This is a genomic window from Nitrospira marina (assembly GCF_059568365.1).
Genome location: NZ_JCANTH010000001.1, coordinates 3,307,682 through 3,328,451, shown reverse-complemented (window position 1 = coordinate 3,328,451; position 20,770 = coordinate 3,307,682). Strand labels below are relative to the sequence as shown.

Genomic DNA, 20,770 nt, shown 5'->3' with positions numbered 1-20,770 from the left:
GGCCATCCTGGAGAAATTTAAAGCCAAAAAAAACGCTCTGGTCTTTTGGTCTCATGTTGTTAAATAGCTGGTGAATGCCATTCTCTGAAAAAATCCTGACGGAATGGATTCGGAATTTTTGATAGATGTTCCGGATAAACAAAAACCAGTATTCATAGTTGGGGAAGTCACCAAGCTATCGTGACGCAGCATAAAGAAATGTTCGACAGGGCAAGGCTTGATTCATTGAAGGTGAAAAGATCAGGTTAAAAGGTTGTTTTACGAAGGATTTTCAGGTAGCTTTGCTCGCAGGACCCTTGACCCTGATCCTACCAAAAGGCATTTTTAAGTGAGGAGACTGGATTAGAGGTCAGGAATGCCACATTTGAGTTCTTGACACAATTCGAAGGGACTGCATACAGTTTTAAATTAAGATTATCATGAGGAAAGACAGAGTCCTTGCTTAGAGAAATTCTTGAAGGGCATGGGAATCAATTTGAATGGGATGCAGCCGAGGCATCCGTCAGTCAAGAAAGGGAAATGGTGGAGGTAAAAAACATGAAGGAAGTATTCTCTTTTTCGAATGTAAGGAGAGTAGGGAAATTTGGCCTATTGGGCGGATGCCTGATTGCGATAATGGCGGGGTGTAGTTCCAAACTACAAACGACAGTTGTGAGTGTGACTGAACCTCCTGCCAAGCCCCAAGTGGCAAAGGTTGAACCTGTGACGCCGCCGGTTGAGGCGGTCGTTCAGCCACCCGTGCAAGCTGAAACTTTTATTGGCGTTCCGCCTCTGGACATTCCTGTTGAAGAGCCTGCCCGTGCGGTTATTCGTCCTTCGGCTCCCGCTGATATTTTTGCCACTCCTCGAACGACAGTCGTCGAACCTTCTGCCTCTTCGCCTCTAGAAGCTCCCCTGGTAGCTGAACCCGTCATTCCTCCGTCTCCTATACCAACTACGCCAGGCCAGGCTTCTCCTCAAGAATCACAAGTGGTTGGGATCCCGCCGATTGCGCTTGAACCGGAAATGCCCGCACGACCGGTAATTCGGGAAGACGCGGCTCCGTCGGAACAAATGATCGCTCGGGTGGAACCCGAGGCGGCCCAGCAATCCCCAGCGCTGCCCGAAGTGATTGAAAAGAAGACGGAAGCTCTGCTCAAATCCCTGGGAGATATTTATTTCGATTATGACCGATTTTCTATTCGGGCGGATGCGATCTCCGTTCTGAAAGAAAATGCCCAAGCACTGGCTTCCGGCTTGGCGAATAACAAGATTGTGATCGAAGGACATTGTGATCAGCGTGGCACGGAAAGTTATAATATGGTGCTTGGTGAGCGACGAGCCAATGCAGTGAGGGAATATTTAGTGGATTTGGGCATTCCCAGTGAAAATCTTCAGGTTGTGAGTTATGGAAAAGAGAAGCCGTTTTGCACCGATCAGAATGAAGAGTGCTGGCAGGAAAACCGACGCGGTCATTTTGTCGTACAATAAGAGTTCTAAGTTAATTGGCTAGAAAGGTGTCTTGGGGGAGCGTCTGGAATGGAGAACTGAGGAGCCAATTCTTCATAGGGAGCCTGTCTTGTCCATTTCTTATACTCCCCCAATTAGAATTATCGGCAGTCTGCTGATTCTTCTGCTTGAGCCTTATATCTTCCGTACCCAGCCGCTGATTCATCCTTCGGTTTATCCCCATTACAGATAACTGACTTTGGTTTATTCCCCATGAACAGAGCTCGCCTCAATGCACTTATGGCAGTCAGCCAGGCCTAAGAAAGAGGATGCCATAAGGCCGGAACCTCTCTTTGAGCTTCATTTTATATGCCCGATTTGTCATGAAAGGTGCAGGGAATGGAACTATGTCAAAATCTGTTCGCCAATATTCCTGAACACTTTGACCACGAATTGACGAGTGAGGTATTGAGGAGTCGTTCTGTACGAATTGAACGGATAGTGTCACGGGGCCAGGCGTCTCCACCAGACTTTTGGTATGATCAGGCCGAGCATGAATGTGTTGTGGTCCTGACAGGAAAAGCTACACTCAAAATTGAGGGACAACCTGAAATGAGGCTTGGTCCCGGGGATACGCTGTATCTTTCCGCCCATACCAGGCATCGTGTGGAATGGACCGATCCCCAACAAGATACGATCTGGCTTGCAGTGTATTGGAGGGACTGAGCCTTTTGCCGGGGCGCAAGTTTAATCTCGTGGGATACGTTCCTCTGTGTGAGGTTCATTGCTCAGCGTGCTCATGAGTCGGCGGCCCGGAAAACGGGCGAGAATATTTAGTTGAATGCAAGGATAATGAAAGGGGTGATAAGCCAGAATGCTCCTTTGACCAAGAAAAAGACCACTCCATACCATCCAAACTTTTTTATCCAGGTAGGTTCCTGTAAAGGATTCTGGAATATCCCGGTTTTCAATGTGCGCATGGTTGTCTTCCCTTCCCCGGTAAAGAGATGAAGCCCGCCGCTGCGTGGGTTTTTCACGCACCGGATGGTGTACTTTTGGCCTTCATGTAGCCATGGTTCTTGGGGCTTGTGGTTTCCCCATGAAGCTTTCTCTGAATAGCCGTGGAATGAGTTTGGGTACTCGTTCTTGATAATCTTTATACGCCTCTCCATGGAAAGCCACCAAATCCTTCTCTTCCCATTGAATGGCCATCAGGATATAGATGGTTGTCGTCACCGAAAAGACCAGATGGGCAACCGTCATCGTGGGAGTGGCCCAGAAGGCCAAGAGCCAACCGACATAGAGAGGATGCCGTACCTGTCGATACAGGGCCGGGGTCTTAAACGGTAGTGGTGTGTACTCCTGTTTCCGCAGATAGAGCCAGACCTGCCGCATACCGAACAAATCAAAATGATTGATGAGGAATGTAGCCATGAGAATTAATCCCCAACCCGCCGCAAACAGGCCATACAGCAGACCCTGCCCGACTGGATCTTGAATATGCCAAATCCAGCCTCCCATGGGTTGCCAGGCATAAAACAAGAGACCCAGTGCGATGTTGGTACAGAGCACATAGGTGCTACGTTCAATGGGTTTGGGAACATATTGTGTCCACCATTGTTTAAAGGTCTGCCGGGCCATGACGCTATGCTGGACCGCAAAGATCCCCAACAGAAACGAATTGATGGCCAGAGCCTGCCAGACTGGAACCCCGGGTTGGCCATCAATGGTATTGGAGACGCCAAAATTTCCAAGAAAGCCTACGGTATATAAAAAGATGCCTAGAAAAGATAGGTAGCACAGGGTGCCATAGATAAAAAATACTAGACGTTTCATGATCGTAGCTCCTTTTTGATTCGGACATGTAAGGGCCGGCTGCTTGGGCTTGAGGCAATCAGCTATGTCTCTTGTTAGTTGGTCCCTTTCGTATCCACCGAAATGGCCACCGGCACGGGATTGGATACAATGTCGAAAACCGGTGAATACTTCGTCAATTCCCGAAGCGTCTCGGCTGGGGCGTCACTTTTGACGGTGAAATGAACCCGGAGATTGTGATAGCCCGGTCGAACGTCTTTGGACAGCCCCAGAAACCCGCGAAGATCCAGGTCGCCCTCTAACCTGGATTCCACTGCGTCGATTTTGATGCCTCGAGCGGCCGCATGATAGACCATCGACGTGGTCAAACAGGAGGCCAGAGCATGCAATACAAACTCCACCGGGTTGGCTCCATGATCCTCTCCTAACAGGACGGGCGGTTCATCGGCATGCAGTACAAACGGCTTGGTACGGGTCTCGTCTTCTTTGCCCACTCCGTAAAATTCCTTGATCGTGGTGCGATTGTGACCGCCATTGATCCAGGTGTTGGTGGCCCGGAACTGAAAATTGGCCAAACTCGCTTCGCTTTGAATGGCATTGATATTGGCCCCTAGTTGTTCGACGTTGACCCCATTAATGGTTGATGGTGTGGCGACTGATGACATGGCACATCCTCCTGGTTGAGTGTGAAACAATATGTAAAAAAAGAGTTGATCTGCCTGACGGCATATTTCCTGAAAGTTCCGTTTTTCAGCTTGGGCCTCGGAGTTGGAGTATCGCTCATCCTGACTCGACATGATGTTCCTGCTTGCTCCTTAAAAGCCTGTTTGATATGTGATGTCTTCCATGTCAAAGACATTTTGCAGGGGAGGTGCCAGCCTGAAAAATCTTAATAAAATACATAAAAACAATGTTTTTTAATGTCAGGAGGCGAAAAATTCGCTCACGAAATTTGCTGAATTTCGAAATTTCATAAAGGGAATTTGCGAAAATTCGCAAAGACAACAGAACACTGGGTATGAAGAAATTCTGAAGGGGAATCGGGAAGAATTGAAAAATGACGGGAAGAAATCGAGCAGGAATTATTTCTCGCGGATAATCCCCAGGGCTCGTATACGAGATGCGAGCGTTGAAGCATTCATGCCCAGCAGCTTAGCGGCTCCTTTTTCTCCGGATACTTTCCACCCGCGTTGTTCAAGGGCCAGGAGAATGTTTTGACGCTCAAAATTTTGAATTTCCTGAATGGTTCGAATGCAAGTGGGAGACTCTTGTTTAACGCTTTCATGAGTCGAATGGGAATTTCCTTTAGCCTCGGGGAGGGCACGGTCAAGATTTAATTGGCCATTTTGCGCAGTAATGACTGCCCGCTCAATCACGTTTTGCAATTCCCGAACATTTCCCGGCCAATGATAGGCCCTGAGGCGTCCCAGCGCATCCGGAGATAGTGGAGCCACCGTACGACCCATCCGTTGGGCAAAGTGCTGAACAAATGAGGCAGCCAGCAGGACCACATCCTCGCCTCGCGTTCGAAGTGGTGGGAGATGAATGGGAAAGACATTGAGTCGATAGTAGAGATCTTCACGGAATCTTCCTTCCTGGGCCTCCTTCTGTAGGTCGCGGTTTGTGGCCGCGAGGACCCGAACCTTCACTTTTTTGGTGTGGGAACTCCCGACCGGTTCGAACTCCCCTTCCTGAAGAACGCGCAACAGTTTTCCTTGAAGGTCCAGAGGTAATTCGCCGATTTCATCCAGAAAAATGGTCCCGCCGTCGGCTAGTGAAAATCGCCCCTCCCGTTTTTTTGTGGCCCCGGTAAAGGCACCCTGTTCATGTCCAAAGAATTCACTTTCGATTAAGGTCGCAGGAATTGCGGCGCAGTTCACTTTGATAAATGGATGATCCCGCCGCCGGCTGTTAGCATGAATGGCCCGAGCCATCACCTCCTTGCCTGTTCCGGTTTCCCCCGTAATGAGCACGGTGGCTTCGGTATCTGCCACCTGTTGGATGTCTCGAATGACGTGCACCAAGGCGGGGCTATTCCCCAAAATTTCCCCAAAATGTTGGAGCTCATGTAATTCTTCCTTGAGAAATTCTTTTTCCATCGTGAGGGACCGGATTTTTTGTTCCGCTTCCAGGCGTTCATTCACATTACGAAGAATCAGGGTGTAGTAGACCCTCCCCTCTATATGAAATTGGGAAAGCGTGGCTTCTGCGGGAAATTCCGAGCCGTCCGGGCGGAGGGCCTTGAAGCCACCGGAAATCCAAAGAGATCGCTGGCCTGCAGGTTTCGTATTGAGATCTTGGATCAGAAGTCGTAATTTTTCAGAGTCTTTTTGGGCAAGGGAGTGGGAGAAATGCTTACCAAACAAATGGGTGGCTTTACATTGAAACACCTTCTCGGCAGCCGGATTGATTCGGGTGACTCGAAGATCTTCATCTAATTCAATAATGGCATCCATGGCACTGTCGACCAATCGCCGCAACTTTTGTTCACGTTCACGTGTCGCGGATTCTGCTTGGATCCGCTGAAGTTCGGCGCTGGCTCTTGATGCAAAAATTCGAACAATTGTCTGCACCCGAGGTTCCGCCGGCATGGGTCTGGTATCCATCACCGCTAGATGCCCAAGGATATTTCCGATCGAGTCGACAAGGGGGAGACCCATATAACTGGCTGCCTTCATGCCGATGATCTCCGGATCAATCGGAAAGAGATTCAGTAAGTTGTCTGGAAAATGAATAAGCCGGGCTTGCTCGATAACGTGCTCGCAGGGAGTTCCGGCAATATTCATTTCCCAATTTTTGAGGAACGTGCCATTTAAATAAAACGCCAGAGCTTTCATTCGTCGGGAATCAGGAAAATATTCTGTGACCCAGGCGGCATGGGTGTGCAGGGCTTTGGCCAGGTTTTCCACGAGGGCTTCAAAAAATCGTTCCCCCGTGACAGTGGAGGTCCCCTCCAGGATAGTTCGGAGTGCAGTCTCTTCGTTGAGGTTCGCTAACGGGTTGTGATGGGATCCTGGCATAGCGTTTCCCAAATAAGAACCCTATTATGATCCATCAGTTTTTACCCTGTAAAGATTGGGCAATTTTGGATTCGAGGATGCTGGATTTTTACAGCATACAAAGGTAGGGCGGTTGATGAGGTTCGGAAGGGGAGGGAGTTCACAGGTGCTGTCTCAGACACACATGAACCGACATGACATTTAAAAGAAACATTGAGGAAAAATTGATAAGTTACATATCTTCTGTGTGGTAGAGTAGGTTAATTTTATTTGTAGGGTATTGCCTTGTTGGGTATGTCTGAGCAGGTCACCGAGGGAGCCAGATGGTAGACATGATGGTAAAATCGCTTATCTATGTGGTTGATCCCATGTGTTCGTGGTGCTGGGGATTTTCACCAGTCATTGATGAGATTGCTCGGCGATATCGAGATCGGGTCACGATCGAGGTATTGTTAGGTGGTTTGCGCCCCGGCAATACTGAACGGTTTGATGAGCAACGGCGTGCCTACATTCTCCGTCATTGGCATGCGGTCCATGAACGAACCGGTCAACCATTTAACTTTGATTTTCATCCTGAGCCTTCGTTCATGTATGACACCGAACCGCCATCGCGAGCGATGATGGTGATCCGGCAATTGGCTCCGGATAAGGAATTCGTGTTTTTGAATGCTGTGCAGGAAGCATTTTACGTGATGAACCAGGATGTCACCCATCCGGAGATTTTGGCGGATCTTGCCGGCACACAAGGTATTGACCAGGACAGGTTTCTGGAATGGTTTCATGATTCTGCGATGAAACAATCGGTCTGGCAGGAGTTTGATCGGGCTCGCCAATTGGGAGTGAGTGGTTTTCCAGCCCTGCTAGGTCAAAAGGGAAATGGCTACATCAGCTTGACGCAGGGGTATCAACCCACAGGTGTGATGGTTTCACTCATTGACAAATGGCTGGATGGTCCAGCTTCCGGCAACGGCAGCCCGTCGATTGTATAAATCATTGTCTCAGCATAGGATGATGGACGATTCGTAGATCCTGTGCTCTTGTTTATTTATGAACGAAGACCATACCAACAGTATGTCTTCAAATTTCACGGGAGGTTATGTGATGCGGAAGGTTTCCAAAGTGTGTTTTGGGATTGGAACGGTTCTGTTCGTTGGTTTTGGGTTTATCACGGCTTCGGTTGCAGAAATGGCTAAATGGAAACTGGATCATGATCATTCCAGGGTTGGATTTCAAGTTGCCCATATGGTGGTGTCCAAAACCAATGGCAGGTTTACAGAGTATTCAGGAATTGTGGAGATGGACGCAGAGGAGAAGGAATTTAAAACCATTGAAGCGGTCATACAGACCGCCTCGGTCACGACTGATCATCAGAAACGGGATGAGCATTTACGAAGCCCGGATTTTTTTGACGTTCAGAAGTTTCCGACCATGACTTATACCATGAAAAGCTATAAGAAAACCGGAGACGACTACACCGCTGTCGGAGATTTGACTTTGTTGGGAGTCACTAAAGAGATCACATTAGCCGGAACGTTTAATGGGGTCGCTCAGGATCCTTGGGGCAACACGCGGGCTGGCTTCACCGCTTCCGGCACCCTGAACCGAAAGGATTTCGGCATGAAATTCAGCAAATTATTAGATAGTGGCGGAATGCTCGTGGGTGATGAGGTCGACATCATTCTGGAAATTGAAGTAATCAAAGAAAAGACAGTCGAAAAAGTGAAACAAGGAAAAAAATAAAGTGATAAAGGGGAATGTGTGGTAACCGTCTGCATGTTCCCTGCGAGAATTCACGAGGAAATCTGAACAGTGAAGTTTTGGTGAGATCATATCATGATAACCCAATCGGTAAGCTCAGAACATTTTCCTCAAAAAATTCTGCAAAATCCAGATACCGTCACCCCGGGCACAGATCCTTCGCGGTAAGCTGAGGGTGACAGGCTGCTTGAGGCTTGTCAGCTAACAGGGTAATCAGTGAAAACAGGAATTTGGTAGCGATGGCCAAATTTGCGGGTTGAATGGACTCCAGGGTATCGGATGGTTGATGGAAATGAGGGTGCCTGCCGCTGCTGACAACGGTCACGGTCGGTACCCCGGCCTCAAAAAATGGGACATGATCGCCACCGGGGAAATATCCATACATTTGAATATTGTCGCCTAATTCCGCCTGTTCGGCTGCTTGCTGAGCCAGCATCTTATCCATTCGAGTAATTCCAACCGTTAGTGTTCCATCCCCCGCTCCTAGATGATCAAGGTTGATCATGGCGACCGTTTGATTCAATGGAAAGGCGGGATGACTGACATAGAGCCTCGATCCCAGTAGGCCTCGTTCTTCTCCGTCAAAAGACACGAAAAGCACGTTCCGTTTCGGTGAGGTGGCGCTTTGGGAGAGCATTCTGGTCAGTTCCAACATCACTGATGTTCCGGATGCATTGTCATCGGCTCCAGGAAAAAGCAAGCCGGCTTGCTGTCCAAAGTGGTCGCGATGCGCACCGATGAGAATGAGTTCTTTGCGTAGCTCCTGATCGCGACCCGGTAACATGCCGATGACATTAGTCAGCATTCCGGGCTGACTGTGGCTTTCCCAATGAAATTGGACCAGAAGCGGAAGGGCTCTGCTACGAAATGTTCCGATATCATTGGCGGCCTGTTGCAGGCCTTCGAGCGAGTCATTGGCTGCCTTCAAGACCTGGTCAAGAAGTTTTCCGTGTATCCATGCCCCAGGGATGGGGCGGTTATCGGGTGTTTCTCCATAGATGGCCAAAGGACCCTGCCCCAGACCTTTGCGGGCCTCATAACGACCAAGGAGTGAACCGGTTACCGTCAAATAGCCTACCGCGCCTCTTTCTTTGGCGATGGCCGCTTTTTCTTCATGCGTGATCCACCCCGGATAGGAAGGAGGTTTCCCCCGGAGAAATAGGACGATGCGATTGTCGACATTCATGCCCTCATATTCATCTATTCCGCGAGCAGGGTCGACAATGCCGTATCCCACAAAGACGACTTTGGCTGTGGTTCTGGTGGAAGGAGAATCCAAGATTGGAAGAAACTCCTGACCTGGAACTAATGACATCGTCATTGACGTCTGGTTCGCGCCTATAAGGGATAGGGTGAGGGTCGATGGATCCAGCAATTGAACCGCGGTCATGAACCGTTGTTGCAACCAATGAACATCCTGTTCGTGTTTGGAAATGTGGTGAGCCGGTTGTAAGCCGAGAGATCGGAATCGATCAACCAGATAGTCGGCTGAATGCAAGCTACCATCCGTGCCGGCCTGCCGGCCTTGATACGATGGATGACTCAGTTCGCGAATGTCCTGGATGATATTTCCCATAACCAGGGGTATGGATGAAGAAGAGCCGGGCTGATGGTCAAAGCCCAGAACAGGAGTCGTGAAGGCGAGTCCTATCAAAAATTGGACAAGGGGAAATCGTAACAAAATTTTTACCTATTCCTTATCAAAAACGGAGATTGAAATTATACGTGCTACAGGGAAAGGTATAATCGAATGTGTGAAAAAAGGAGTCTGTGGTGGAACCCGTGCCGGGCGTTAGTCCTCCAAAGGAATGGTGATGACAATGGCCCCCATGAGGTCGCCCTTTTTGAAGTCACGCTTGGGACTTAAGGGGTGAGCATTATGGCAAGTAGTGCAGGTATCGTTAATCGCTGTATCGGCATAAATGGCCTGAAATAAGCGTTTTTTTCCGGTGGATACAATTCCACGTTGGGGCGTATCGGAATTGAGCGAAAGTTCTTCCAAGGCCTTTCGTTCGAAATCCGTTGCAGGCCCATTCCTTCGATAAATTGGCCACAGACTAATTAACCGGAATCGGATGCCGTGCCCTGATTCCGCGACCAATTTGCTGGAAATATGCAGAAACTGCGCAGGAAGGGGAATGGCATTTTTGTTTTCCCAATCTTCTCGCGCCATGACGACCCCTTGCTCCTGCATCCTTTTCACAATATGCGTTGTGTAGACGTGACGGTCCGCCTCAACGATGGCATGAATAAAGTCGGCAACTTTCTCCGGTGATAGATTTTTCATGGTGTTGGATTCACCTGCCTGAAGAGATGAAGAAACACCTGTTCCTATGAGGAGAGTGGCAAGAAAAACCATGGATAAGCCGGTCCTACTGCCCCGTAGGCTTGTCATGACGTTGTACTCCTTTCCTTCGTCAGGTGGGCATTCGAGACGGGTAAGGTGATCAAACAGGTCGTTCCCCGGTTTTCTTCACTTTCCATTCGAATGTGTCCGCCTAATTTATTGATGATTCGATAGGCCACGGTGAGTCCAAGGCCCGATCCTTCTCCCTGCCCCCTCGTGGTAAAAAAAGGGTCAAAGACTCTGGGCAGATGAGTCGGGGTGATGCCGCGCCCCGTGTCTTTAATGTGGATTTCCAGGTCGTGCCCTGACGCTTCTGTTGAAATAGTAAGCTTCCCACCTTCTTTCATCGCTTGAAAAGCATTGGTGATGATGTTGGTAAAGGCCTGTCCAAGTTCCAAGGCTTTTCCCTTTATGGGAGGGATGGGTTCAAGGTGAGTCTCTATTTCAATCTGGACTGAGGGAAAGAGATCCTTGACCGCAGTCACGGATTGTTCCAACAGTTCATTGAGGTTAATGAGCGTTTGCCCTTCAGTCAAATTTTTTCCGGTTTGACCGGTAAAGTCCCGAACGACGGAAGCCATACGTTTTCCATGTTGAACGATGCCCCTGGCATATTCTTTGATCTGCTCGGGATTGGTCTCTTCTTGTATCGCTTCGCCTAATCCAATAACTCCCACTAAAGGATTATTAAGCTCATGTCCAATCCCGGCACTCAGAACGCCCAAGCTTGCCAGTTTTTCCCCTTGGATAACCCGGTCCTGGAGGATACTTTCTTCCGTCGTATCTCGTAATACCAATCCGGCACTTGGCCCCCTTCCCGGGCGGGCCTGGACACCAAACCAACGGTACCGGAACGTTCGCTGATTGATTCGAATTTCCTGGCGATTGGTGCCCGATTGAGCCCAATTAGTGGGAACCAGGGGATCTTGCAACGAGGCGTTGGACGGATTGGCCTTTGTGTTTTCTGAAAAGGGAGGTTCCATAACCTGGACCGCGTGCATTTCCTGTTTAAGCCGGTCTTGTGTCGCAGAATCCAAGGAGAAAATTTGGAACAGTGGAGTGCCGATGATCTCGCCGTTCGTGACGGCGAAGGCTTCTTTCGAGGCCTTATTCACATATTCGATGTGTTCGTCTGGGCCAATCATCAGGACCGGGTCAGGCACATTATCCAGAATTTTAATGGTTGACTCCTCAAGGTATTTCACTTCCTGGGTTTTCAACTCAACCTGGCTTTCCAATCCGGCGAACTGTGAAGCCAGTTGTTGGTTCATGCGATTGACTTCATCGGCCAATTCCTCAATTTCATCGCCGGTGGATAATGTTATGGGCTCACGATATTCCCCTCTGCCGATTTGCCGGGCAGCTTCCTGAAGGCGACGAATGGGTGCAGAAATTCGGTTGGCCGCTATATATCCCAACGTGACGAGCAGGGCCACTCCGAGTAATCCAAAAGCTGCCGTCCATTTAAAAAAATGCTCGATGGGGGCAAAGACCTCACCGGATGACTGCCAGACAAACATATGCCAGGTCTGGTTGGTGGAGAATTTGGTAATCTGATTGGTATTACTCAGGGGGGCAAATCCAATGATGGAGGCTGCAGTGCCCCCATGGCCGTCGCTTGGGGCTGGAGTCCATCCGGCCTTCAGGGGGGTGACGAGGGGAATAAGGCGGGTGTCCGCAATTGAGGTCCCGGTGGGAAGGATTGGGCAGCTTAACACGACGCCACGGCTGTCAATGAGCATGACATGGCCGGTTTTGCCAAATCGAATAATGTCGATGGAAGGGGCAAAGAACTCCTTGGCGTCATATATCCGGTGCAGGACGCCGATGGCTTCATACCGCAAACTATCCATGATGGGGAGCGCTATAGTAAACGTATAAACTCCCAGTCGTGAATCAAACGCTACCTGGCCTATATACGGTTGACCGACTCCATTGTGGAATGCACCTTGCCACCATACTTCTTCCCGATGAAGGTAGGGAATGTCGGAATCCAGACTCGCAATGACCCGTCCTTCACGATCGGTGATAAATAAACCTCGTGTGGCCGATCGGGTAATCAGGGGAATGGGATGGCCCGGGTCCATAAAGGTTCCCCCCACATGTTGTTGCAGGACCTCGGCAAATGGTCCTTTCAGAATCCGTTGAAGCATGTCGGCATCCTTGGCGTTCCAGGCTTCTTGTTCTTGGTCGAGAGTGCGAGCCCGCTCCTGGGGATTCAACTCACTGAGAGCATCGCGGGTGTGTTCCAGTCGTGCAATGATTTTGACATTGGTTGTTAGTAAGGCGGTGCGAGCCAGTTCATCTGCCATGACCAGATCAAGCTTTCTGGCCGTCTCTGTTGCGAGGGCTTCAAAGCTGGATCCATTGACCTCGCGAATTTCCTGTGTGCCCTGGTAAAAAGCCAGCAGGAGTCCAATGATCAAGGGGAGTGCGCCGACCAATAGCATGGACAAGACCAGTTTTTTGGTCAGTCCTTTTTTACTTTTGGCGGGTTTGAGTTCAGGGTTGTCCACCGGATACCTCACCTTCTACAGGAGGGGTGGCGGGGAAGGACAATCGGAAGGTGGTCCCTTTCCCCAATTCGCTTTCGACTTGAAGATCCCCATGATATTTTTTGACAATGGTTTTGACGTTATAGAGTCCGAGGCCGGTCCCCTGGCCTTTCGGTTTCGTTGAGAAAAAGGGATTGAAAATCTTTTGGAGGTGGTCCGGGGAAATGCCACAGCCGGTATCGCTGATAGCAATCTGAACGGTTCCGTTGCGGTGTGAGGTGGTAATGGTGAGACTGCCTTTTTCTTCCATGGCATGAATGGCGTTGGTAATCAGATTGATGAATACCTGGAGGATTTCTTCGGGTTTCGCCTGGACGGTCAAGCCGTTTTGGTAATGTTTCTGAACCGTAATTTCTCGAAATTTTGTCGCAAATCTGGAAATGCTTAAGGCTTCATCCAGTCTGGCATGGAGGTCGATTCTTTCGAGTTCCTGATGACTGGATGTGCGAACATAATCAGTGATATTTCGTGAAATGGCTTGAATGCGTTGAGCCGCTTCATGGATGCTGGCGGCATGGAGTCGAATGCGATCGAGATTGTTTTCCTCTTGAATTTCTTCGGCCATCGCCAAAATGACATACAGCGGGTTATTAATGTCATGAGCAATCCCTGAGGCAAAGGTTCCCATGCTGGCTAATTTTTCGGATTGAAACAGTTGTGTTTGGATAAATGTTTGATGTTGGATCAACTCTGAGAGAACTTTGGCGGCGGTTCCTCCAAGCACTTCAGCCCCGCTGTGTTTGTGCTCCGTAATGTATGAAGGAAGAATGGGGTCCCCGGTCACGTCAATAATTAAATTCAGCTTGTCTTCCTGAATAAGCTTTAGAGGGTGAGAGACTGTCGGAATATTGTGAAGTCTGGCCAGTTGAAAGCCCAAGGCGTGAGGATTTGTGTCGGCAATACCCAGGAGACGGATGTGGGGTAAATTAAGAAAGGATTCCAACATGGCCGTTCCCCCCTTGCCGGCTCCGAGAATGGCAATATTAATTGGAGGTTCAACGGTCGTCATGGAATCCCTCCTTGATTGTTGGAGTGGAGGAGGCGGTAAGGCTAAGGTCGAGTGGGGAGCATGAGAGGTTTCTCCATGTCTCAAAGGTCATATGGTAGAAAGCCCTATCCTCAGGATAGGGCTTTTCTCGATATACCATAGTCTTCTTCATGGGGAACCATTTACCCGCGAGAAGAAACTCGAAATCTGAAACGTTCTGTCAGATTACAGGCGATTGAGATCTCGTTTTTCCATGGCGGTGGCCACGGATTTTAGGAGCTTTTCTTTTTCAACCGGTTTAACGAGATAATCCACAATCCCCTGCTTGAGAAATCCCGTGGCCATTTCCATATCCGGGAATCCCGTCAGTACAATAAGTGGAACACGGGGGTATTGCTGTTGGAAATAATTAATGGCTTCCACGCCGTTGATTTTTGGCATGCGAATATCAGAAATGATGACGTCCAACATTAAGGGATTTTCGCCTTTCTGTACTTCCTGAATAGCCTTTTCCCCATCCTCCGCCTCGATGACATCATACCCGGCCTTTTCGAGACTCATCCGTACAACTTTTCGAACATCGGGTTCATCGTCCACGACGAGAACCAGGCCGTTGGTTTTGTGTCCTCCAAACATTGCTGCAGTTGTTTCTGCCATTACTCTTCTCCTTTGTTGTTAGGTGAGTAGCCTGATTGGATTTTCACTTGGTCAGAGGGAAAAGAAAAATGTTCTTATCTCTTCTGAAAGCACAATATTATCGTAATCAACCAATAAGAGAAAGGGTTAATTTGGCCTTAAAATCTGGCAGATTGGGAATGACAACGGCGGATAGAGGGTAAATCGCCTTGGCGTGCCCACTATTATTCCAGAAGTCTGCCGGGAATAGTCCAGTTTCCCTCCCTTCTGTTCATTTCGGTGTTTCCAAGCAGGATCTGTCGACATGTTAGAGGATTCTCTTTCCCCTGCGGGCGTAAGAAGGGAACTAGCATGTGTTGGCAGTGGGTTGTATACGCTGCAAGACTGGAATCCATCATTTTGTTTCATGGCTTAGAAGGTCAGATCCAATTTAGCTAGGTAGGCTCGACTAGTGAAGGAATCGTGGAAAGGGATGGAGTTGATTGGGATGAAAATAGAAAAGAGGAGCGGACATCATCTGGCCCTGCGGACAAATTGGCAGGCCATGCCCAGCTACAGAAATATGCGAACTATGTTGGCGATGGAGTAGAAGGCGCCTGGGAGCGGGGAGGCATGAAAGATTCTGGTGTGCCGAATGGCAGACTTTCGACATAGATGGAACTCGATGGAAACGCAAAGCTGGCCTTCTCGCTCTCGACGATTTCCTTGATTTTGTATGCCAATCGTTCTTTGGCTTCCAACCACTCACCCCACACAATGGTCTTCGTGAAACAATACAGTTTGATGTCAATACTGGAGTTGCCGAATGAATCCAGAAAAATGAATGTTTTGGTCTTTTCGGGATTGGTTTCGAAGTCACCACATTCGTCAATATAGGTCGAAATGGCATGGATGATATTCCGAATTTGATCATGAGTCGAACGATACTCGATCCCGATCATCCAATGAATTCTCCGGTTCGTCATGCGGGAGTAATTGATTAACGCTTCATTGGCCAATTTGGAATTGGGCAGTGTGACCAGGGCTTTGTCGAATTGACGGACTTTTGTCGCACGAAATCCAATTTCCTCCACCGTGCCTTCCACGTCAGGCGTTTTGATCCAGTTGCCTTTTTCAAAGACCCGGTCCAAAAATATTGTAAATCCCGCAAACATATTCTTAATGAAATCCTGGGCGCCGAGAGCGACCGCCATGCCGACCAGTCCCAAGCTACCGAGGACCGCCGCGACATTGAATCCCCATTCCTGAAACACAGCAGCGATGCCTAAGCAGACCACCACAAACTTTGCGACCTTGAGAAAAAACCCCTTAATGGTTTCGTGCATGCTTTGGCTGCCGAAGAGTGTGATGGATCGATCCAGTAGGGCTGACAGCGGATCAAGTATTCGAAAAATAGCCCAGAAGATCGTGAAGGCAATCAAGGACCGGATAATTTGTCCAAAGATCGCACCCAACGCGGGCGACAAGGAGATGACCTGTCCGGAAATGTACAGACCAATAATGACAAACGTGAATTCAAGCGGTCGTTCAATCGCTTCCAGGATGCGATCGTCTAAGTCCGTTTTGGTTCGTCCGGTAAACCGTCGCAAGAGATGGGAAAAAAAACGGAAGAAAATTCGACGGACAAACAAGAATGTCAGAAACACTCCCAAGGCAAGGAAGATATCACCCAGGGTGGTATGTAAAATGCCGATCTGCCAGACCGTAAGAATTTCTTGCCAAAAATCTTGAAGCATCAATCGAAGGTTCCTGACCTTAAGGAAAATATTGAAGATTGGTTGAATGAAGGTATAAATTGACAGGCAGGATGAAGCCGGGCGCGCCTCTAAATGACATTGCTGGACGGATCGATGAATGCGGATCAATCATGTTGTGAACATGTTCACGGGCAGGGTAAAAGAATTCTCTGTAAAGGTCAATTTTCAAAGTGGACGTCAGACGGTCTGGGATGAGCCCTATTCCCTGGACTCTCTGAGCGCGTGTGATAGGATAATTCGTATTGGCACTGCTTATTATGTACCTGAGTGAGTAGGAGAAAGGAAAGCCGGAAATGGCATCAAGTCATCAGGGCTGGATAAGCGTGACCTTGGCCATCATTGGAATGATGGGATGTGTAGGACAGCAGGAATTCCTGGACGCTCAGCAAGCGGCTATCGGGCGTGGCATTGTCGAAGGCACCAAAGGCTACCAACAGATTCAACAAGAGGCGTTGTCCGCCCATAGGCATCTAAGAAAGGTTCAGGGCCAGGTGTTTAAAATCGAAGGCGCGGCCTATGTTGTGCATGTAAACGATCAGATTGAAGCTCGACTGCCTTTTGATGAAAATACCCGGATTGATCGTCCGGCGCATGTGGGGGACTGGATTGAAGCGCAGCTCGATCAGTCCGGTCGCGCCAGAATCATCCGGAATATCGACGGCCAAGTTACACTCGAATAAGTGCCTTTGTTTTCAATCTTGACCCTCTTTGGTTTCTCGTTGAGGCGTCCCAAAAATCCACTCTCAGAAGTCTTGTCTTGCAACTCTTTTCAACTGAGAATGTTGTGTCGTATGGTTGCGCCCATGTAAGTTGTTGGGAGTGACGCCGGGTGGGGAACTTTGAGTTAAAGCAAGCAGCCTAATATCCGGGAAAACCCGGGATAAAAGGAAGGAGAATGGAGATCGCAATGAGAATAATGATGATCCATTCAAGGATTTCCATACGCTGATTGCCGGTTTGACCGGCCATTTTGTCATACAAATTATCCAGTGTGTTCAACTTGCGAAGAATGCTTGCATCCCAGCTTTGCAAATGAAAGCGTTGTGACGCCAGCCGCGAGACTCTTGCCAGATATTGATCGCCGAATAATTTCAGGGTATTAGTCACCCGTTCAAAGAGAATCGCGCTATCGACTTGCATGCGTGCGATTCGGCGAAGATTTGCATCTGATGATCCCGGCCAACGAAACCTGTGCCGGGTTTCCTGTGTGAGAGCGCCATACGCGTCGTCAAGTGCCTCGTCTAATTGGTGATCGAGAAATCGCCGCTCGACTAATTCCACATTGGCAAATTCTAAGACTGCCAGCACGTCATCCATCTCTTGCCCGATCATCAGCGCGGCATTCCAATCAATGAGGGTCAGGTCCTGCGTTCCAAAGGCAATTTGACTCGTGGTGGCATCCCGAATTTCCTGGTCTGACAACGGTTGATCTTCACACCGGAGGATTTGAGACAGAAGGGTGCCGTGTTGGTTCACAAATTGCGAAAGATCCAAAGCGGGTTGCGTCGAGAAAATATGAAATATCGCGTAGTCCTCGACAAATTCGGAGATATTCGGTTTTTCAATGGCTGAACCTAACGTGGTCAGGAGAGATTGGACGTGTCGGAGAGTGTTTTCGAGCAGTTGAACATTTTCATAGAGCGCTTCACTGAGCGGAAGCAACGATCCAAACGGTCCCGCCAGTGGAATCTGATAGGTGACCATAATCGCGCCGAAGTCATAGAGGACGGTTTCGACCGTGCGTAGGGTGCAGTGCGTTCCGAGACTGATCGATTGAAGTTCTTCCGTAATGCGGAGCGGTGCGGGGTGATAATCAAAGTATTCCGGTGCCGGCCGTTTTCGTTTAATCCGCCCTCGTTCCTTGATGGCCGTAATTCGTTGCTCGGCTTCCTCGATGTGAATAGAGGCGCCCACGTCATAGGCAAAGACGGCGATACACCTCCCGTCTTGTATGTGAAAATTATCTGGGGCAATCATGGGTGGCATGTGTCAAGTGTGTGCCGATGATTGGAGGACTGACACACTCGGAACCAATATGTGTGGCTCACAGGTTGCTTGGGGAAACGGAGATCGGGGAGCGATAGAAGTCATACACATCATTCGTGAGGGTCCAACGGATTAAGGATATAGGAGAACACAGGGCATACAATTGAAATCGGACATGGATTTAGACGTCGTGAGTAGAGTCAACCCGTGGGACTTCCACTTCCATGCCGGGGAAATCCGATTTCAGTCTCATGGCAAACGCGAGTGACTGGCGTTCTTCGCCATGCACCACAAAGACTTTTCGAGGATGTGGTGTAATCGCGCGGACATAGGCGAGGAGATCATCCCGGTCCGCATGGGCGGAATATCCATTTAACCGGACTACCTGAGCTCGCCGTTGCGTAGGGATTCCAAAAATAGGCACCGTGTCCCATTCCTCAGCCAGTTTGCGTCCTAAGGTATGCTCGGCTTGCCATCCCACCAGGACGGCCACATTGGCTTCATCCTCAATCGTGTGCTTGAGATGATGCACGACGCGTCCCCCTTCACACATGCCCGATGCGGAAATAATGACGCATGGGCCGCTGCGCCGGTTCAGGAGCTTGCTGTCTTGGGCCGTCGAGATAAAATTAATGTATTTCGCGGCAAAGACGTCGCCGGTCGAGGTAAAGGTTTGATAAGTTTCTTCGTCGTAGCATTCCGGGTGCTGGAGAAAGATTTTGGTGGCTTTCAATGCGAGAGGGGAGTCAATAAAAATCGGAATGGGGTCGACTTCTCCATTGGTCACGAGTTCCTTGATGCGCATGATAATTTCTTGAGTGCGGCCAACCGAAAAAGCTGGAACAATAATTTTGCTTTTGTGTTGAATCGCATGGGTCACGAGTTCTTTCGCGATCGCTTTTCGTTTGGCTTGGTCGTCCTTATGCAGCCGGTCGCCATATGTCGATTCAATGATCAGGACATCACAGGAGGGAGGCGGATGAGGATCCCGAAGGATCGGCATGTTGGCCCTCCCCAGGTTTCCCGAAAACAGGACCGAGGTGGTATTGCCACGACTCTGGTGCTTGACCCAGATTCCCGCCGATCCCAGAATATGACCGGCATCATGAAATTTCACCTTTAGATTGGGGGCCGCAGAGGTGCTAGTCCCATATCGTAATCCTCGAAATTGATTGCCGATGATTCGAACGTCTTCTATCGAATAAAAGGGTGTGACACAGGCTGGACCCCTCCGTCGTTCTTTTTTATTCACGTACCGACAGTCACTTTGCTGAATCCTGGCGGAATCTTCCAGTAAAATTTTTGTCAAATCGGCTGTGGCCGACGTCATATGGACCGATCCGCGAAAGCCCTCCTTTGCCAGGACCGGAAGAGCCCCGGAGTGGTCGATGTGGGCATGGGATAAGCACACCGCCGTCAGGGATTTTGGATCAAAGCCGAGGTGCCGATTCAGTGTGGCCGCGAGGTCTCGCCGTCCTTGAAACATACCGCAATCCAGAAGCAGGCGGGAGGATTCCGCGTGAATGAGGTGACGACTCCCCGTGACGGATCGGGCGGCTCCATGAAACGAAATCTTCATGATGGGGCTTCAAGTGGATGTTCGGCCATGATAATGTTCCAGGCTTCCCCTGCGGTTTCAGCATAATGAAACAATTGCAGGTCTTCAGCCTCGATCAAGCCATTCTCCACAAATTTTTCCCAATTGATAAGATCTTCCCAAAAGGGTCGTCCGATGAGTACGACTGAGACGTCACACACTTTTCCTGTTTGAAGAAGGGTCAGGGTCTCAAATAATTCGTCCATTGTTCCGAATCCGCCGGGAAAGACCACCAAGGCTTTGGCTCGATTGAGAAAGTGCATTTTCCGAAGGGCAAAGTAACGAAATTGAAAACACAGTGCAGGAGTAATGTATGGATTGGGTAATTGCTCATGTGGTAACGCAATTTTCAGTCCGATGGATTTGGCTTTCACATCGGCTGCACCTCGATTGGCTGCCTCCATGATACCGGGACCCCCGCCGGTGATGATGACAAATTTTCGACGTCCGTCTATCTGACAACTGGAAGACACCAGGCGGCCGAATTCACGTGCTTCCTGATAATAGGGAGAATAAGCTTTCTGGTTTTTGGCAATGGCCACGGCCCGTTTTTTTTCCGGATCGTGTGGTGAGGCGGTCAGCTCTTCTTCCGCGATCAAGAGCTTGGCTTTGGCTGCGGCCGGTTCCAGAAGCCTGGCACTGCCGAACACCACAATGGTGGATTCGATACCCTCGTCCTGTTGGAGTAATTCCAGTTTAAACCATTCCAGTTGGAGCCGGACCGCCCTGAGGTCGTCCCGCTGCAAAAAATCAAGGTCGGAGTCTGCCCGTTTGTATGCGGGAGAAGACAGGGGAGGAGGGTCAGATTGGGGGAAATTGGTCATAGGCAGATACAATTTATACGAAGAGGGCAGTGGGAAGATTATAAAGACCCAGGAAGTAATTTGAAACTGCTGAAGAGGCT

At 49.4% G+C, this 20,770-nt stretch carries 17 protein-coding genes; 5 read left to right on the top strand and 12 right to left on the bottom strand.

Annotated elements, in window-relative coordinates; translation table 11 throughout:
- The first annotated feature begins 537 nt into the window (after positions 1-537).
- The gene (locus LX98_RS14195; protein WP_496429525.1) at positions 538-1,470 is read left to right on the top strand and encodes an OmpA family protein; all 933 of its coding nucleotides are present in this window, start codon (positions 538-540) and stop codon (positions 1,468-1,470) included.
- Between the two features lie 357 nt (positions 1,471-1,827).
- Positions 1,828-2,154, top strand: a complete 327-nt coding sequence (locus tag LX98_RS14190; protein ID WP_496429524.1) for a cupin domain-containing protein — start codon at positions 1,828-1,830, stop codon at positions 2,152-2,154.
- A gap of 336 nt (positions 2,155-2,490) precedes the next feature.
- On the opposite strand, the gene mddA is transcribed toward LX98_RS14190, so the two are convergent.
- The 3 genes from mddA to LX98_RS14175 all read right to left on the bottom strand — a co-directional run bounded on the left by mddA (position 2,491) and on the right by LX98_RS14175 (position 6,263).
- Entirely contained in the window at positions 2,491-3,264 is a 774-nt protein-coding gene (gene mddA, locus LX98_RS14185) for a methanethiol S-methyltransferase (protein ID WP_496429523.1), read from the bottom strand.
- 74 nt (positions 3,265-3,338) lie between these two features.
- A complete protein-coding gene (locus LX98_RS14180; RefSeq protein WP_496429522.1) occupies positions 3,339-3,908 on the bottom strand; it encodes an OsmC family protein in 570 nt (189 codons plus the stop codon).
- A 417-nt stretch (positions 3,909-4,325) separates the two neighbouring features.
- On the bottom strand, positions 4,326-6,263 hold the full coding sequence (locus LX98_RS14175) for a sigma 54-interacting transcriptional regulator (protein ID WP_496429521.1): 1,938 nt from the start codon (positions 6,261-6,263) through the stop codon (positions 4,326-4,328).
- Positions 6,264-6,574: 311 nt separating this feature from the next.
- Here LX98_RS14175 and LX98_RS14170 point away from each other — a divergent pair, with 311 nt between their 5' ends.
- Both LX98_RS14170 and LX98_RS14165 read left to right on the top strand, forming a co-directional pair.
- Positions 6,575-7,231, top strand: a complete 657-nt coding sequence (locus tag LX98_RS14170) for a DsbA family protein (protein ID WP_496429520.1) — start codon at positions 6,575-6,577, stop codon at positions 7,229-7,231.
- A 112-nt stretch (positions 7,232-7,343) separates the two neighbouring features.
- Positions 7,344-7,982, top strand: coding sequence for a YceI family protein (locus LX98_RS14165; RefSeq protein WP_496429519.1), 639 nt, complete (start codon positions 7,344-7,346; stop codon positions 7,980-7,982).
- A gap of 157 nt (positions 7,983-8,139) precedes the next feature.
- Here LX98_RS14165 and LX98_RS14160 read toward each other — a convergent pair whose 3' ends face one another.
- From LX98_RS14160 to LX98_RS14135, 6 genes are all read right to left on the bottom strand, one after another.
- Positions 8,140-9,681 carry a M20/M25/M40 family metallo-hydrolase gene (locus LX98_RS14160; RefSeq protein ID WP_496429518.1) on the bottom strand — a complete coding sequence of 514 codons (1,542 nt, stop codon included), beginning with the start codon at positions 9,679-9,681 and terminating at the stop codon, positions 8,140-8,142.
- Positions 9,682-9,792: 111 nt separating this feature from the next.
- A complete protein-coding gene (locus tag LX98_RS14155) occupies positions 9,793-10,395 on the bottom strand; it encodes a c-type heme family protein (protein ID WP_496429517.1) in 603 nt (200 codons plus the stop codon).
- Positions 10,392-12,863 (bottom strand): ATP-binding protein, encoded by a 2,472-nt coding sequence (locus tag LX98_RS14150; protein ID WP_496429516.1) that lies wholly within the window; start codon positions 12,861-12,863, stop codon positions 10,392-10,394. Before LX98_RS14150 ends, LX98_RS14155 begins: the two co-directional genes overlap by 4 nt.
- Positions 12,850-13,911 (bottom strand): ATP-binding protein, encoded by a 1,062-nt coding sequence (locus LX98_RS14145; RefSeq protein WP_496429515.1) that lies wholly within the window; start codon positions 13,909-13,911, stop codon positions 12,850-12,852. Before LX98_RS14145 ends, LX98_RS14150 begins: the two co-directional genes overlap by 14 nt.
- Positions 13,912-14,115: 204 nt before the next feature.
- Positions 14,116-14,547, bottom strand: coding sequence for a response regulator (locus LX98_RS14140; protein ID WP_496429514.1), 432 nt, complete (start codon positions 14,545-14,547; stop codon positions 14,116-14,118).
- Between the two features lie 548 nt (positions 14,548-15,095).
- Entirely contained in the window at positions 15,096-16,262 is a 1,167-nt protein-coding gene (locus LX98_RS14135; protein WP_496429513.1) for a mechanosensitive ion channel domain-containing protein, read from the bottom strand.
- Positions 16,263-16,576: 314 nt separating this feature from the next.
- Between LX98_RS14135 and LX98_RS14130 the strand changes: the two genes are divergently transcribed.
- The gene (locus LX98_RS14130) at positions 16,577-16,963 is read left to right on the top strand and encodes a hypothetical protein (protein WP_496429512.1); all 387 of its coding nucleotides are present in this window, start codon (positions 16,577-16,579) and stop codon (positions 16,961-16,963) included.
- A gap of 178 nt (positions 16,964-17,141) precedes the next feature.
- On the opposite strand, the gene LX98_RS14125 is transcribed toward LX98_RS14130, so the two are convergent.
- From LX98_RS14125 to LX98_RS14115, 3 genes are all read right to left on the bottom strand, one after another.
- Positions 17,142-18,260, bottom strand: coding sequence for a hypothetical protein (locus LX98_RS14125; protein WP_496429511.1), 1,119 nt, complete (start codon positions 18,258-18,260; stop codon positions 17,142-17,144).
- Positions 18,261-18,450: 190 nt separating this feature from the next.
- Positions 18,451-19,848, bottom strand: coding sequence for an MBL fold metallo-hydrolase RNA specificity domain-containing protein (locus tag LX98_RS14120; RefSeq protein ID WP_496429510.1), 1,398 nt, complete (start codon positions 19,846-19,848; stop codon positions 18,451-18,453).
- Positions 19,845-20,690, bottom strand: a complete 846-nt coding sequence (locus LX98_RS14115; RefSeq protein ID WP_496429509.1) for an LOG family protein — start codon at positions 20,688-20,690, stop codon at positions 19,845-19,847. The genes LX98_RS14120 and LX98_RS14115 overlap by 4 nt, the downstream gene beginning before the upstream one ends.
- Between the last annotated feature and the right edge of the window lie 80 nt (positions 20,691-20,770).